Raw genomic sequence first — 13,802 nt, 5'->3', positions numbered from 1 at the left:
ATCAGAAGCGTTGTGAATTAGCCGAGGGAGGCAATGAATTAAGAGAAGCGGTTCAGATGGAGCCGAACACGTTGGAAAAGGTAATTGGAATTACGTTCAGCAACGTTGATCGTCGGAGAGCTTGACACCTAGACCCGGATTAGAGAACAAAATCTGCCAGAAACAGATATTCTAGCTGATTTCTAGCAGATACGTTTCTAAGCGGTTTGTTTCGCTGCGCTGCAACTCGTTCCATGGCATCCGAGTTGCTGCGCCCATGGAATCGGAATATTATTTGCGACGTTTATTTTTATTGTCCGATTGAATGGAGAGCGCCATGAATGACAAATTATTCCATCTGATAGCTGGCACAATTTTCGCAGTTGTTGCGCTGGTTCATGTTTTACGAATCTATATGGGTTGGCCAGTTGTGGTTGGCGGCTGGAGCGCGCCAATGTGGGTTAGTTGGATTGGCCTCGTTGTTACGGGAGGCTTGGCCTACTTCGCCTTAACCCTCAAAAGTCACGGATAATCATGTAGGCATTAGTCCTGCCGCCTCCGTACTGAAGAACTAATCATTTGGCGGCGACGAAATAGAAATCCTGCCGACCGGAAATCGAACCGTAGCTGAATGGCTTCTGTCTTCGCTGCGTAGCCTCCATTACGTCGTCGCGAACGAAATCGAACATTCTGCGGACCTCAAGGCCCGGCGTCTGCAGATTTTTCACAAATGCTTCGGCAAACGGGCTGTTGAACCCCTGACCATCGAGCGCCGTCTCACCATCCTTTGCGGCATAGACCACTAAAGTCCCTGCGTCCGGCTCAACAGAGACGAGTCCCCGAGACACGGAGCGTGACGCAACGGTCAATGACCGTGGTTCGCGTGAAGGGACTTAAGCGATATCGTGTCAAAGGGCGCTGGTACGCCTACCATCGTAAGAGCAGTACCCGGCTCAAGTCTGAATTTGGCACCGCCGAGTTCATTGCCGAGTTGGCTACGCTGGAGCGAAAGCTGGAAACGCGAACCGCGTTGCCCGGTACCTTGGGACTACTGCTTGGCGCTTATCGCGTCTCCCCAGCTTACGTTGATTTGGCCCCTGCCACGCGACAGGGCTATGCAAGGATGATGAACCTGCTGATGCCACTTGATGCAATGCCGCTTGTCGAACTTACGTCGCAATTCATCGCCGGACTAAGGGATCGAATGGCCGCGAAGCACGGTCGCAGGCAGGCGAACTATGTCATGGCCGTCATTTCGGTGGCTTGCGAGCATGGAAAGGAACACGGGATCATCAACGAAAATCCAGTCAAGGGAGTGAAGCGGGTCAAGCGAGCGAGAGATGCCAAGCCCGCAAATCGTCCATGGTCCCTGGATGAGTGCAGAATAGTGATCAGCAGCATTCCCCAGCAATTGAGGCTTCCTGTTGCGCTCGGAATGTTCACAGGCTTGCGTAAGGGTGACGTGCTTACCCTCACCAAGGCGGCGATCCGAGACGGCAAAATTTGGCGAAGGACTAACAAGACGGGGCAAGAAGTTTCGATCCCGGTTCATCCGGATCTGGCTCAGTTGCTGGCAACCGCGCCAAGGCATGACGCGGTTACTATTGCTGCCACGACGAAGGGCACCCCTTGGACCGAGAGCGGCTTCAACTCGTCTTTCATCAAAGCGATGGCTGCACTGAAACGCGATGGAAAGATCGGTGAAGGCCTTACCTTTCATGGTTTGCGGCACACTGTCGGGACCCTGCTCGTCGAAGCTGGCTATGACCTCGACACTGTGCGCCGCTGGCTCGGCCAAAAGACACTTGCGATGGCGATCCACTATTCGGAAACGGCTAACACCTCACACCGCATGAGCGATGTGATTACAAAGCTCGATCCACTCGGGACCAAAGCGCGAACATAAGTGTCTAACTCTTGGCCTAAGCTGTCTAACCGCGTTGGCGAAGACCGGCTAAGCCATTGATCTTATGGTGCCCAGGGGCGGGATCGAACCACCGACACTGCGATTTTCAGTCGCATGCTCTACCAACTGAGCTACCTGGGCAGGTCCCGGCGCAGGCGCCGGGAGCGCCGGTTTATAGTCAGGCCGGGGGGGCCTGTCCATGCTTCGCCTTGCGGCTTCGCATGGCTCGGCCATGCTTGGCGGTTTGGCCCAAAAGGCGGCGGCGGACCCCCGTCGGGCACGGTCGAAACGGGGCCGCGCCCGGCATGGCCCGAAGGGCGACGACGGGGCCCAAAACGGCGAAAAGACGCTCAATCGGCGTCTTCGTCGTTATCCCTGGCGGCGGGAATGGCGTAGGAATTCGACAGCCAGCGGTTCAGGTCGACAGCCCGGCAGCGCTCGGAACAAAACGGGCGCGAAGCCTCCTTGGCGGCCTTGCCGCAGATCGGGCACGGCTTTCCGGTTTCCTTGCCGGTTTCCTTGCCGGCGCCGGCTGGCGGTTTAGCCGGCATTCAGCCAGCCAAAGCGGATCGGGAAACCTTCGCCGCCGAGCAGGGCGACCGCCTCATAGAGCGGCAATCCGACGATATTGGTATAGGAGCCGACCATCTTGACCACGAACGATCCGGCGATGCCCTGCACGGCGTAGCCGCCGGCCTTGCCGCGCCATTCGCCGGAGCCGATATAGGCCTGGATATCGTCCTCGTTCAGCCGCTTGAAGCGCACGCGGGTCTCGATCAGGCGCTGGCGAAACGTCTCCTTCGGCGTCACCAGGCAGATCGCGGTGTAGACGCGGTGGTTGCGCCCCGACAACAGCCGCAGGCATTGCGCGGCTTCGTCGACCAGATTCGCCTTCGGCAGGATGCGGCGGCCGACCGCGACCACGGTGTCGGCGGCCAGAATGAACGAGCCGCGCAATTCGTCGTCGAGTTGCACCGATTTGAGCGCGGCGTCAGCCTTGGCGCGGGCCAGCCGGTTGGCGCAGGCGCGCGGCAATTCACCGCGCTTCGGGGTCTCGTCGACATCGGCGGGACGCAACGCATCGGGCTCGATGCCGGCCTGATTGAGCAGGCTGAGACGCCGTGGCGAGCCGGAAGCAAGAACGAATTTGGGGCGGCCTAGCATGCGGATTTTTGCTGGGAAGGAACCTTGGGGAAGAATTGCGCGGAACCTATCGGAAGGGATGCGATGAGACAACCACCGTTGTCGTCCCCTTCATGTCGTCCCCGCGAACGCGGGGACGACATGAAGGGTTATTCGCAGGGACGACGATGCGGGAATATCACCCGCTCGCCGCCCCCACCTTCGAAAACCGCCTGCGGATGCGCAGCATCAGGCTGTCGCAGACCTCGCGATAGGCTTCCAGCTTCTGCTCGCGGTTGCCCTCGGTGCCGGTGGGATCCTGGGTCGGCCAGTACTCCACATCGGCCGCCAGCGTGCGCGTCAGTTCCAGCGCCTTGTGATGCGCCTCGGGCGACAACGTGATGATGAGGTCGAAATTCAGCCCTTCCCAATCGTCGAGTTCCTCGAACGTGGTCGGCTTGTGGCCCGAAATATCCTGGCCGAGTTCCGCCATCACCGCGACCGCGAACGGGTCGAGCTCGCCCTTCTTGACGCCGGCGGACTTGACATAAAGCGCCTGGGGAAACATCCGCTGCAGCAGGCTTTCGGCCATCGGCGACCGCACGCTGTTCAAGCCGCATGCGAACAGCACGGCCTGCGGAGTGCGCGCCGCCATGCGCTCAGGATTCTCTGGTCTTGGGCATGCTCTTTTCGGAGCACCGGTGCCTGCTTTTCCGGGTCATGCCCTAACCCTTCCAGTGCAGCACGGAGATCAACGTGAACAGCCGGCGCGCGGTCTCGAAGTCGATCCGCACCTTGCCCTTCAGGCGTTCCTGCAGCGTGCGCGAACCCTCGTCATGGATGCCGCGGCGGCCCATGTCGATGGCTTCGATCTTGTCGGGCGTGGCGGTGCGGATCGCCTGGTAGTAGCTGTCGCAGATCATGAAATAGTCCTTCACGATCCGCCGGAACGGCGTCAGCGACAACAGATGCGCCACCACCGGCGTGCCGTCTTCGCGGCGGATGTCGAACATCAGCCGGTTGCCGGTAATGCCGATATGCAGCGTGAACGGCCCGCCTTCGGCGCCTTCCGGCGCGAACAGATTCTTCTCGACGAGGTCGTAGATCGCGATCGCGCGCTCGTGTTCGATGTCGGGGCCGGAACGCCCGATCGATTCCTCATCGAGGGTCACCGCGACGATGCGGTTCTGCGAATCGTCCGCTGCAGGTGGCTTGTTCATGGCAGATTGAGACGCAGCCCGACCGAGCGCGCATGGGCATCGAGGCCTTCGGCCTTGCCCAGCGTCATCGCCGCCGGTCCCAATGCCCGCAACTGGTCGGGCCCGCATTTCAGGATCGAGGTCCGCTTCATGAAATCGAGCACGCCGAGCCCGGAGGAGAACCGCGCCGACCGCGCCGTCGGCAGCACATGGTTGGAGCCCCCGACATAATCGCCGATCGCTTCCGGCGTGTGGGCCCCGAGGAAGATCGCGCCGGCATTGCGGATCTGCGCGGCAAGGCTTTCCGGGTCCGACGTCATGATTTCCACATGCTCGGCCGCGATCGCATTCGCCAGCGCCGCGGCCTCGCCCGGATTTTTCACCAGCATGATCGCGCCGAACGCGTTCCACGAGGCCCGCGCGATATCGGCGCGCGGCAAGGTCACAAGCTGGGTCTCCACCGCGCGTTCGACATCATCGGCGAGCGCGGCATCGTCGGTGATCAGGATCGACTGCGCGTTGACGTCGTGTTCGGCCTGCGCCAGCAGATCGGCGGCGATCCAGCCGGCATTGCCGCTGCGGTCGGCGATCACCAGCACTTCCGAGGGCCCGGCGATCATGTCGATGCCGACCTTGCCGAACACCAGCCGCTTGGCGGCGGCAACATAGGCGTTGCCGGGCCCGACGATCTTTGCAACCGGCGCGATGGTCGCCGTGCCATAGGCCAGCGCCGCCACGGCCTGCGCGCCGCCAACGCGATAGATTTCGGAGACGCCGCCAAGGTGGGCCGCCGCCAGCACCAGCGGATTGAGCTTGCCGTCGGGCGACGGCACCACCATCACCACCCGCGCGACGCCCGCGACTTTCGCCGGCACCGCATTCATCAGCACCGAGGACGGATAGGCTGCGGTGCCCCCCGGCACATAGAGGCCGACCGATTCGATGGCGCTCCAGCGCCAGCCGAGTTCGACGCCGAGCGCATCGGTGAAGCGGTCGTCCTTTGGCAGTTGGCGCCGGTGGAACACCTCGATCCGGTCCCGTGCGAATTTCAGCGCATCCAGCGTCGCGGCGTCGCAGGCTTTCACCGCGACGTCGGTTTCGGCAGGCGTGATCCGCAAACCCCCGGCCTTTAGCTGCAGCCGGTCGAACTTGCGCGTCGCCTCGATCAGCGCTGCGTCGCCGCGGGCCGCCACGTCATCGACAATGGCGCGGGTTGCCGCCTCGATATCGGCCGCTACCTCGCGTTTCATCGCGAGGAATCCGGCGAATTGTCCGGCGAAACCGGCGCTGCTGGTGTTGAGACGAACAGGCATCGTGGCTTTCCAGTGGTCTTAAGGCCCACTGCTCAATGGCGCGGCGACAAATCGCCGTCAACCCTTAGTCCGGCTCACCCTCCCCTTGAGGGGGAGGGTCGACGCGAATGAAATGAGCGGCGGGGTGGGGTGACGGTCTCTCCACTCCAACAATGCCCAAGTTGAGAGACTGTCACCCCACCCCGTCTCGCATCTTGCTTCGCGCGTTGCGAGCCGACCCTCCCCCTCCAGGGGAGGGTAAGAAAGAGGCGTTTGGGTTTCACCCATCCATGCCCGGCGGTTCGCTGCCTTCGGCGATTTCGGAAGTCCCGAGATCGTCGGCGCCAAGATCGGCCAGTTCGCATTCCAGGCATTCGAGGTCCAGCCGCAGCGCTCCGCCATGCCCGAATATCAGCACCGCGCTGCCGCCGGGAGCTTCAGCCGGGTGAAACTCGATGCCGAACAGTTCCAGCGCGGTTTCCGGCGCCTCCAGATCGATGTTGCGCGACTTGCACGACAATACCCGCTCGAAGCGCAGCGCCGCCACCAGGCGGCGCGGGCCGGTCGCCCCGAAATCCGCCTGCTCCGGGTCCAGCCGGTTCATGCCGACCACCAGACGCTTTTCGCCCTGCCGCCAGATGATGTCGCGCGCCTGCACGCGGGCGCCGCGCAGATGCGCGGAAATCACCGCAAGGCCGTCGGCGTCGAGCGCGATCAATTTGGGTTGGGCCGTCACCGCAAAACCTCAAGGAGAACTCAATCGCTGATGCGCTCGATCGAAGCGCCGCACGCCGACAGCTTTTCCTCGAGCCGCTCAAACCCGCGGTCGAGATGATAGACGCGGTTGACCATGGTCTCGCCTTCGGCGGCAAGCCCCGCGATCACCAGCGACACCGAGGCGCGCAGGTCGGTCGCCATCACCGGCGCACCGCGCAGTCTGGCGATGCCATCGATGGTGGCGGTTTCGCCATCGAGGCTTATCCGCGCGCCGAACCGCGCCAGTTCCTGCACATGCATGAAGCGGTTTTCGAAAATCGTCTCGGTGATGCGGGAGGCTCCGCCGGCGCAGGCCATCAGCGCCATCAACTGCGCCTGCAGATCGGTGGGAAAGCCCGGAAACGGCGCGGTCGAAACCTTCACCGGCCGGATGCCGGCGCCGTTGCGGGTGACCCGAATACCTTCATTGTTGACGGCGACGACCGCACCCGCCTGCGTCAGCACGTCGAGCGCCGATTGCAACAACTCGGGCCGCGCCCCCGCCAGTTGCACATCGCCTCCGGTCATCGTCACCGCCATCGCATAGGTGCCGGTCTCGATTCGATCCGGCAGCACCGTGTGCCGCGCGCCATTGAGCTTGACCACGCCCTCGACGACGATGCGCGGCGTGCCGGCGCCCAGGATGCGCGCGCCCATCTTGTTCAGGCAGTCGGCGACATCGAGAATTTCCGGCTCGCAGGCGGCATTGGTGATGACCGTGGTGCCCCTGGCCAGGGTGGCCGCCATCACCGCGACATGGGTGCCGCTCACCGTCACCTTGGGAAATTCGATTGTAGCGCCCTTGAGCCCGCCGGGCGCTTTCGCAATCACATAGCCGCCGTCGATGGTGATTTCCGCGCCGAGTTTCTCCAGCGCCATGATCAATAAATCGACCGGCCTTGTCCCGATGGCGCAGCCGCCGGGCAGCGAGACCCTGGCCTCATGCATCCGCGCCAGTAGCGGCGCGATCACCCAGAAACTCGCGCGCATTCGCGATACCAGTTCATAGGGCGCGGTGGTGTCGATGATGTCAGCCGCCGAAATGTGCAGGGTCTGGCCCTGGTATTCCCGAGCGCCGGGACGCTTGCCGGCCGACATGATATCGACGCCGTGATTGCCGAGGATGCGCTGCAATTGGGCAACATCGGCCAGCCGCGGCACGTTATCGAGGATCAGCGTTTCCTCGGACAACAGGCCTGCGATCATCAGCGGCAGCGCTGCATTCTTCGCGCCCGAGATCGGAATGGTGCCATTGAGCTTGGCGCCGCCGACGATGCGAATGCGATCCATGGCAATTCCCGTTTTGCTAAGCACAAAGTATAGGGCAGAAGCGGCCCTGATGGCAAAAGCACCGGAATTTGCGGCTATTTGATGGGGTTGACCGTCATTCCTCGCCCGGGACCGACAGCCCGATCCAGACCGCGTTGATTTCCGCGATCGAGCAGACATTCGCGGAGCACGCCCTGCCCGACCATGCCGGTGGCGCCGAACAGGATGACCTTCATTTCTTCAAGAACGCCAGCAAATCGGCGTTGATGGTGGCTGCTTCCGTCGTCGGCATGCCGTGCGGAAAACCCTTGTAGGTCTTCAGCGTGCCATTCTTCAGGAGTTTCGCCGACAGCGGCCCGGCGGCGACATAGGGAACGATCTGATCGTCTTCGCTATGCATTACCAGCACCGGCGTCGAGATCTTCTTGAGGTCTTCGGTGAAATCGGTCTGCGAGAACGCCACGATGCCGTCGTAATGCGCTTTGGCGCCGCCCATCATGCCCTGACGCCACCAATTCTGGATGACGGCCTCGGAAGGCTTGGCGCCCGGCCGATTGTAGCCATAGAACGGACCTGAAGCGACGTCGCGATAGAATTGCGAGCGATTGGCCGCAAGCGCCGTCTGAAATCCGTCAAAGACCTCCTTGGGCAGGCCGTTGGGATTGGCCGGCGTCTTCAGCATCAATGGCGGCACCGCGCAGAGAATGGCCGCCTTCGCCACCCGGCTTTCGCCATGCCGCGCCAGGTAATGCACCACCTCGCCGCCGCCGGTGGAATGGCCGACGTGAACGGCATTCTTGAGATCGAGATGCGCCGTCACCGCCGCGAGGTCGTCGGCGTAATGATCCATGTCGTGGCCGTCGCCGGTCTGGCTGGAGCGGCCGTGGCCGCGGCGGTCATGGGCGATGACGCGATAGCCGTGATTGAGGAAGAACAGCATCTGCGCGTCCCAGTCATCGGCCGACAGCGGCCAGCCATGGCTGAACACGATCGGCTGCCCGCTGCCCCAGTCCTTGTAATAGATCTCGATGCCATCCTTGGTCTTGATCTTCGGCATGACGCAACTCCCGTTATGGATACGTTATTCCGGATGAGACGGTCACGCACAGACCGCAACGACGATCGAAAAATTACATCGGCCTGAAGCGTTTCACCGCGCCGATGGTAATGATGACGAAGAACACCAGCACCACGCCCTGGACGATCGCAAATACCGGTCCGCCCGGCGGATTGCCCGGCGCCAGTTCATGCAACGGACCTATCTTGAGGAAGCCCTGGATCACCAGCACGAACACGTTGAGGTAAAGCGATATCATCGCGGTTACCACATAGATCCAGCGCCACGCACCGGAGAGCTTCATGCCGTAAAGCGCGATGCATGCGATCGCCAGCAGCACCAGCGACAGGATGCCGATCATGTGCGACGGCAGCAGCTTCTCGAACGGAAACAGGAAACCGGTGGCGCTGGTCAGAATTGTAAAAAGCAGGAATATCGCGGTGAGGCCCGGCTTCCGCTCGGAGCCGAGCAGCGCGAACATCACGACAATACCCGCAGCGATCCCGATCAGGCTGATGATGACGTGCACGGCCGTGAACGCCGGCAAACTCAAACCCAGTTGCATGACGTCCTCCCCTTTTGAAAAACCGGGCAAATGCTACGACTCCCGGTCGGGAATTGCCACGGCGGAAAGTCGTGACGCGGCAATCTAGACAGGCGGCCACCGACCTCATTGCGCGGCTGTCACAAAAAACGCCGGCCGCTATCCCCAAGTCTGTTTCGCCAGGTCTGCTTCAAGCCCGGATCACGTTCTAACGGTTGAGGAATTCGACCAGCTTGGGGATCACCCGGTCCGCTGCTTCTTCCATCAGCCAGTGGCCCGCGCCTTTGACGAGCACGCCCTCGACGTTATCGGCCACCATCTTGCCCTGTTCGATCAGGAATGGGCCGCCGGCCTTTTCGCCGGAAAGAACCAGCAGCGGCATCGAGAGCCTGGTTTTTGCGAATCCCCCAAAGTCCTCAGCGTCTTTTGGAAAAGCGCGAAACACCTCCATCCCGGCCTTCATGTGATCTGGCCTCGCATATTGCTTCGCATAGAATTCACGATCGGATTCCGGGACGGATTTGGCGGGATCGGCCGCAAAATCATTCCAGAAATGTTCGAGATAAATCCGTTCGCGGCCGGTAACCAGCGCCAGCGGCGTCTTGCCGTAGAAATGGAAATGCCAGAGGTCGCGCAGCAGAAAGACGCAGTTCCAGTCGCCGATGCCGGGCAGGAATGCTTCCATCAGCACCAGGCGATCGACTTCCGCGGGATATTGCGCCGCATAGGCATAGGCAACCATCAGTCCGATATCGTGGCCGACGAGGCGAATGCGATCGTAGTTGAGGCTCTTCACCAGCGCGTGGATGTCTTGCGCCATCGCCGTCTTGGTGTAGCCATCCGGCGGCGCGGAGGATTGGCCGAAGCCGCGCAAGTCCGGCGCGATCACGGTATGCCTGTCGGCAAGCCCGGCGATCAACGGCAGCCACATATGGCTGGTTTCGGCAAAGCCGTGCAGCAGCACCACCGGATCGCCCGCCCCGGCCAGAAGATAATGCAGCCTGACGCCGTTGACCTCGGCGAATTTGCCTTGTGGTTGCACCTGAAATTCCCTTCGCTGTAACCAAAATCGTCCTCAATAATACCGCGGGATCGGACCGTTATGCGGCGTCTTGCGGTCCGACAGGTCGAACACGACCTCATCGACATAGCACCAGCCCCAGCCTTCCGGCGGATCGTAACCCTCGATGATCGGATGCCGGGTGGCGTGGAAATGTTTGGTGGCGTGCTTGTTGGGAGAGTCGTCGCAGCAGCCGACATGGCCGCAACTGCGGCAGATCCGCAGATGCAGCCAGACGCTGCCGGTTTTCAGGCACTCTTCACAGCCAAGTGCGCTCGGCGTCACATCGCGGATGCCGGCAAGGTGCGAGCAATGCCCGGCCATGACCGGCCTACACGTCGCGGGTGTCGAAGAACATGATGTCGGCGCCGCCGGTTGCGAATTTCGGCACGTCGGCCGCCGTAGCTCGTCCCTCGGCGCTGGTGAATGCGGCCTGCACCGCGGCCATGCTGTCGAAGGTCAGCGTCGCGATCAGATGAATCCCGGACGGCCCGGCGGGGGTCGCAACCGCGCCCTTGCTGACCTGATATTTGCGAAGGCCCGGCATTTTCTTGGCCAGCGGAATGTGGGTTTCGGCATAGTATTTATCGAAAGCAGCCGTGTCTTTCGGCGTCTTGTAGGTCACGAGGACTTGGGCCATGTGCGCTCCTCTGTTGTGCTATACACTCGTTGTGCCGATGCTAACGTGTTTTAATCGTCCGCGAAAACAAACGTTCCGGCGCCAATGCCCGATTAAAGCGCCGGTTTTGCGGTATCGCCGAGAAATCCATGCAGCGCCGCCACCACTTGTGCGCCCTCGCCGATCGCGCCGCCGACCCGCTTGACCGAGCCTGAGCGCACATCGCCCACGGCGAACACGCCCGGCACCGAAGTTTCCAGCGCCGACGCCTGCCCATCGCCCTTGCTGCATTGCTCGCCCGTCATCACAAACCCGCCGCGATCGACCATGACGCCGCAGCCGTCGAGCCAGCCGGTGGCAGGATCGGCGCCGACAAACAGAAACAGGTTGCGGATTCCGGGCACGGTCGTTTCTTCGCCCGACAACCGGCTGCGGCAGCGCACGCGTTCCAGCGACGTGTCCTGCGTGCCTTCCAGCGCGACCACTTCGGTGTTGAACACCAGCTCGATATTCGACGCGGCCTCGATGCGTTCGATCAGGTAGCGCGACATGCTGGCGCCAAGGCCGCCGCCGCGGATCACCATGTGAACTTTTTTGGCATGCCCCGACAGGAAAACCGCCGCCTGTCCGGCCGAGTTGCCGCCGCCGACCAGAATGATTTCCTGTTCGGCGCACAGCCGCGCCTCGATCGGCGAGGCCCAGTACCAGACGCCGCGGCCTTCGAAATCGGCGAGGTTCTCGATCTCGGGACGCCGTTAGCGCGCGCCGCTCGCCACCACGACCGACCGCGCCCGCAGCACCTCGTCATCGTCGAGCTTGAGGCCGAACGCGCCGTCGTCGCGCGAACAATCGAGCGCCCGCACTTCGACCGGAATCATCATCTCGGCGCCGAATTTCTGCGCCTGATTGTAGGCCCGCGCGGTCAGCGCCAGTCCGGAAATGCCGGTGGGAAAGCCGAGGTAATTCTCGATCCGCGCGCTGGCGCCGGCTTGCCCGCCGAACGCCCGCGCATCGCACACCGCGACGCTGAGCCCCTCGGACGCCCCATACACCGCGGTCGACAGGCCGGCGGGCCCGCTGCCGACCACGGCGACGTCGTAAACCTTGTTCCTGGCGGGGCTGCGTATCATGCCCATCGCCCGCCCCAGACCGGATTCGCTGGGGTTGCGCAGCACGGTGCCGTCGGGCGTCACCACCAGCGGCCAATCGGCCGACGACGGGGAATAGCGCGCGATCAGTTCGGCAGCGTCGTGATCTTTTTCCGGATCGAGCAGATGATGCGGATAGCCGTTGCGGGTGAGAAATCCCTGCAGGCGAATCACGCCGCGCGAGTTCGACGGCCCGATCAGCACCGGGCCGCCGACCCCGCCCTGGATCAGGCTGACCCGGCGCAGGATCAGCGCGCGCATGATGCGCTCGCCGAGATCGGCTTCCGCCACCAGCAGCGCGCGCAAACGCTCCGGCGGAATCAGAAGCGTCTCGACATCGCCCTCGGCGTGGCCGTCGACCAGCGCGACGCGGCCGGAAAGCTGGCCGATCTCGGCGAGAAATTGACCCGGCCCCTGATCGATGACCGGCGTAACATGACCGAGGCCGTCGCGCTGGGTGATGGCGACATGACCGGACAGCACCACAAACATGCCGGGCCCCGGCTTGCCGGTCTCGAACAGTTTTTCACCGTGCCTGTAGGTCACGTTGTCGCCGAACCGGCGCATGCGCGCGATTTCCTGCGGCGTCAGCGCCGGGAAGGTCTGATCGTGACGCGGAAACGCGGATGCGGCCGCGTCCGCTTTATCTCCCGTCGTTGAGGCTGCGCCCATTCCGGTCTCACATCGCCCGGCTAGCCGCCCGGCTTTTTTCCACGGCCATCATGTAGTGAGGCGTCAAGGTCGTCGGAAGGTGCGGCGCTGGCATCGCTTCGCCCCCTCGCCTGCGATTTCCGCCGCTTGAGATTCTCGCGCAACGCCAGTTTCAACCGGTCCTGCCGCTGGCTCGGGATTTGCCCCTCGCGTTTATCCTTGTCATCCGTCATCGTGGAGAGGTCCAACCTGGAGAACAGCCGATGGGCGAAAACTACGCATTGGCGCCTTTGCCGCAGCGGACCCTGGACGGCTGGCATCGCTTTGTCGCCTCCGGCGATCGCGACCTGCTGGCCTCGCTGCTGTCGGAACATATTGTGTTTCGCTCGCCGTTCGTGCAATCGCCGATTCCGGGGCGGCCTGCGACCCTGCTGGTGCTGACCACGGTGGTGCAGATTTTCGAGAATTTTCGCTATCACCGGACGTTTTTCGCCGGCCCCCACGACGCCGCGCTGGAATTTTCCGCCAATATCGGCAAATGGCAGCTCAAGGGCATCGATCTCCTGAAATTCAACGAGGCCGGCGAAATGGTCGAATTCGAGGTCATGGTCCGCCCGATCAAGGCGCTGGCTGCGCTCGGCGAGGAAATGGGGAACCGAATCGGCCCGCAATTGGCCCGGCTCAAGGAAACCGCTGGCGCGCAGCGCTGATTCCAGCCCCCGTTGGGGCGCCGCCGGCCGGCCGCGCGCTTGCGCGCAAGGGGGCCTTGTGGCAAGGATCGGCCCGCCCCGCGGAGGCTTTTTGACCGATTCCCGCCTCAGGCACGCTGCCGTAGCTCAGTGGTAGAGCACTCCATTGGTAATGGAGAGGTCGACAGTTCAATCCTGTCTGGCAGCACCAACCATCTAATTGAAATCATTATAATTTTATTGATCTATTTGCGCGGCTCTTCTCGTCGATCTTCAAAGGAACCACCGCGTAACCACGCGGCTACTGTTGGCTACTGTTCGAAAAATGGCCGCCGCAGCCGGGTAGTTGCGGCGATCAAGGTAAGGAGTGCCGCGATGGGGGTGGAATGGGTGTAACCCACCAAGGCGCAATTTTACAAGCACGTTTCGGGCCACCAAGGGCACCGGGTTCATTGCCGGGGCTCTTTTCTTTTGAGCCATCCGCGCAACCCTGATCCCGCTCGCCGGTTGC

16 protein-coding genes, 2 tRNA genes and 2 pseudogenes are annotated in these 13,802 nt (G+C 62.4%); 3 read left to right on the top strand and 17 right to left on the bottom strand.

The features are described 5' to 3' along the window. Positions 1–554: 554 nt before the first annotated feature. Positions 555–827, bottom strand: a complete 273-nt coding sequence (locus E7813_RS04050; protein WP_291571126.1) for a caspase family protein — start codon at positions 825–827, stop codon at positions 555–557. 20 nt (positions 828–847) lie between these two features. Between E7813_RS04050 and E7813_RS04045 the strand changes: the two genes are divergently transcribed. Further along, positions 848–1,885, top strand: coding sequence for a tyrosine-type recombinase/integrase (locus tag E7813_RS04045; RefSeq protein WP_291571122.1), 1,038 nt, complete (start codon positions 848–850; stop codon positions 1,883–1,885). Positions 1,886–1,950: 65 nt separating this feature from the next. Here the strand turns inward: E7813_RS04045 and E7813_RS04040 are convergent. From E7813_RS04040 to E7813_RS03965, 16 genes and pseudogenes are all read right to left on the bottom strand, one after another. Beyond that, positions 1,951–2,026 (bottom strand) — tRNA-Phe (locus E7813_RS04040). Between the two features lie 209 nt (positions 2,027–2,235). Next, positions 2,236–2,436: a DNA gyrase inhibitor YacG gene (gene yacG / locus E7813_RS04035; protein ID WP_291571120.1), complete on the bottom strand. Its 201-nt coding sequence runs from the start codon at positions 2,434–2,436 to the stop codon at positions 2,236–2,238. Then, complete coding sequence (locus E7813_RS04030) at positions 2,426–3,049, bottom strand: Maf-like protein (RefSeq protein WP_291571118.1); 624 nt, start codon at positions 3,047–3,049, stop codon at positions 2,426–2,428. The genes yacG and E7813_RS04030 overlap by 11 nt, the downstream gene beginning before the upstream one ends. Before the next feature lie 157 nt (positions 3,050–3,206). Next, on the bottom strand, positions 3,207–3,662 hold the full coding sequence (locus tag E7813_RS04025; RefSeq protein ID WP_291571117.1) for a low molecular weight phosphatase family protein: 456 nt from the start codon (positions 3,660–3,662) through the stop codon (positions 3,207–3,209). A gap of 70 nt (positions 3,663–3,732) precedes the next feature. After that, positions 3,733–4,227 (bottom strand): UPF0262 family protein, encoded by a 495-nt coding sequence (locus E7813_RS04020; protein WP_291571114.1) that lies wholly within the window; start codon positions 4,225–4,227, stop codon positions 3,733–3,735. Further along, the gene (gene hisD, locus E7813_RS04015; RefSeq protein WP_291571112.1) at positions 4,224–5,519 is read right to left on the bottom strand and encodes a histidinol dehydrogenase; all 1,296 of its coding nucleotides are present in this window, start codon (positions 5,517–5,519) and stop codon (positions 4,224–4,226) included. The genes E7813_RS04020 and hisD overlap by 4 nt, the downstream gene beginning before the upstream one ends. Before the next feature lie 259 nt (positions 5,520–5,778). Beyond that, positions 5,779–6,234: a DUF2948 family protein gene (locus E7813_RS04010; RefSeq protein ID WP_291571111.1), complete on the bottom strand. Its 456-nt coding sequence runs from the start codon at positions 6,232–6,234 to the stop codon at positions 5,779–5,781. Positions 6,235–6,254: 20 nt separating this feature from the next. Next, positions 6,255–7,544: a UDP-N-acetylglucosamine 1-carboxyvinyltransferase gene (murA, locus tag E7813_RS04005; protein WP_291571109.1), complete on the bottom strand. Its 1,290-nt coding sequence runs from the start codon at positions 7,542–7,544 to the stop codon at positions 6,255–6,257. Between the two features lie 146 nt (positions 7,545–7,690). Continuing rightward, positions 7,691–7,759, bottom strand: a pseudogene (locus tag E7813_RS04000) (epimerase); the annotation flags it as partial. Continuing rightward, a complete protein-coding gene (locus tag E7813_RS03995; protein WP_291571106.1) occupies positions 7,756–8,580 on the bottom strand; it encodes an alpha/beta hydrolase in 825 nt (274 codons plus the stop codon). The pseudogene E7813_RS04000 and the gene E7813_RS03995, both read right to left, overlap by 4 nt. Before the next feature lie 73 nt (positions 8,581–8,653). Beyond that, a complete protein-coding gene (locus tag E7813_RS03990; RefSeq protein ID WP_291571104.1) occupies positions 8,654–9,145 on the bottom strand; it encodes a hypothetical protein in 492 nt (163 codons plus the stop codon). A gap of 187 nt (positions 9,146–9,332) precedes the next feature. Continuing rightward, positions 9,333–10,166 carry an alpha/beta hydrolase gene (locus tag E7813_RS03985; protein ID WP_291571102.1) on the bottom strand — a complete coding sequence of 278 codons (834 nt, stop codon included), beginning with the start codon at positions 10,164–10,166 and terminating at the stop codon, positions 9,333–9,335. Positions 10,167–10,199: 33 nt separating this feature from the next. Further along, on the bottom strand, positions 10,200–10,508 hold the full coding sequence (locus E7813_RS03980) for a UBP-type zinc finger domain-containing protein (protein ID WP_291571099.1): 309 nt from the start codon (positions 10,506–10,508) through the stop codon (positions 10,200–10,202). Positions 10,509–10,515: 7 nt separating this feature from the next. Continuing rightward, positions 10,516–10,824, bottom strand: a complete 309-nt coding sequence (locus tag E7813_RS03975; protein ID WP_291571097.1) for an EthD family reductase — start codon at positions 10,822–10,824, stop codon at positions 10,516–10,518. A 92-nt stretch (positions 10,825–10,916) separates the two neighbouring features. Further along, positions 10,917–12,623: pseudogene (locus E7813_RS03970) on the bottom strand (FAD-dependent oxidoreductase). Between the two features lie 20 nt (positions 12,624–12,643). After that, positions 12,644–12,835: a hypothetical protein gene (locus E7813_RS03965; RefSeq protein ID WP_291571095.1), complete on the bottom strand. Its 192-nt coding sequence runs from the start codon at positions 12,833–12,835 to the stop codon at positions 12,644–12,646. Between the two features lie 30 nt (positions 12,836–12,865). Between E7813_RS03965 and E7813_RS03960 the strand changes: the two genes are divergently transcribed. Both E7813_RS03960 and E7813_RS03955 read left to right on the top strand, forming a co-directional pair. Beyond that, the gene (locus E7813_RS03960; RefSeq protein WP_291571093.1) at positions 12,866–13,312 is read left to right on the top strand and encodes a nuclear transport factor 2 family protein; all 447 of its coding nucleotides are present in this window, start codon (positions 12,866–12,868) and stop codon (positions 13,310–13,312) included. A 115-nt stretch (positions 13,313–13,427) separates the two neighbouring features. Further along, a tRNA-Thr gene (locus E7813_RS03955) sits at positions 13,428–13,502 on the top strand. Positions 13,503–13,802: the final 300 nt, after the last annotated feature.

Source organism: Bradyrhizobium sp. (assembly GCF_004799405.1).
GTDB lineage: Bacteria > Pseudomonadota > Alphaproteobacteria > Rhizobiales > Xanthobacteraceae > Bradyrhizobium.
The sequence above is the reverse complement of the archived record's forward strand: the minus strand, read 5'-3'. Positions and strand labels throughout refer to the sequence as shown.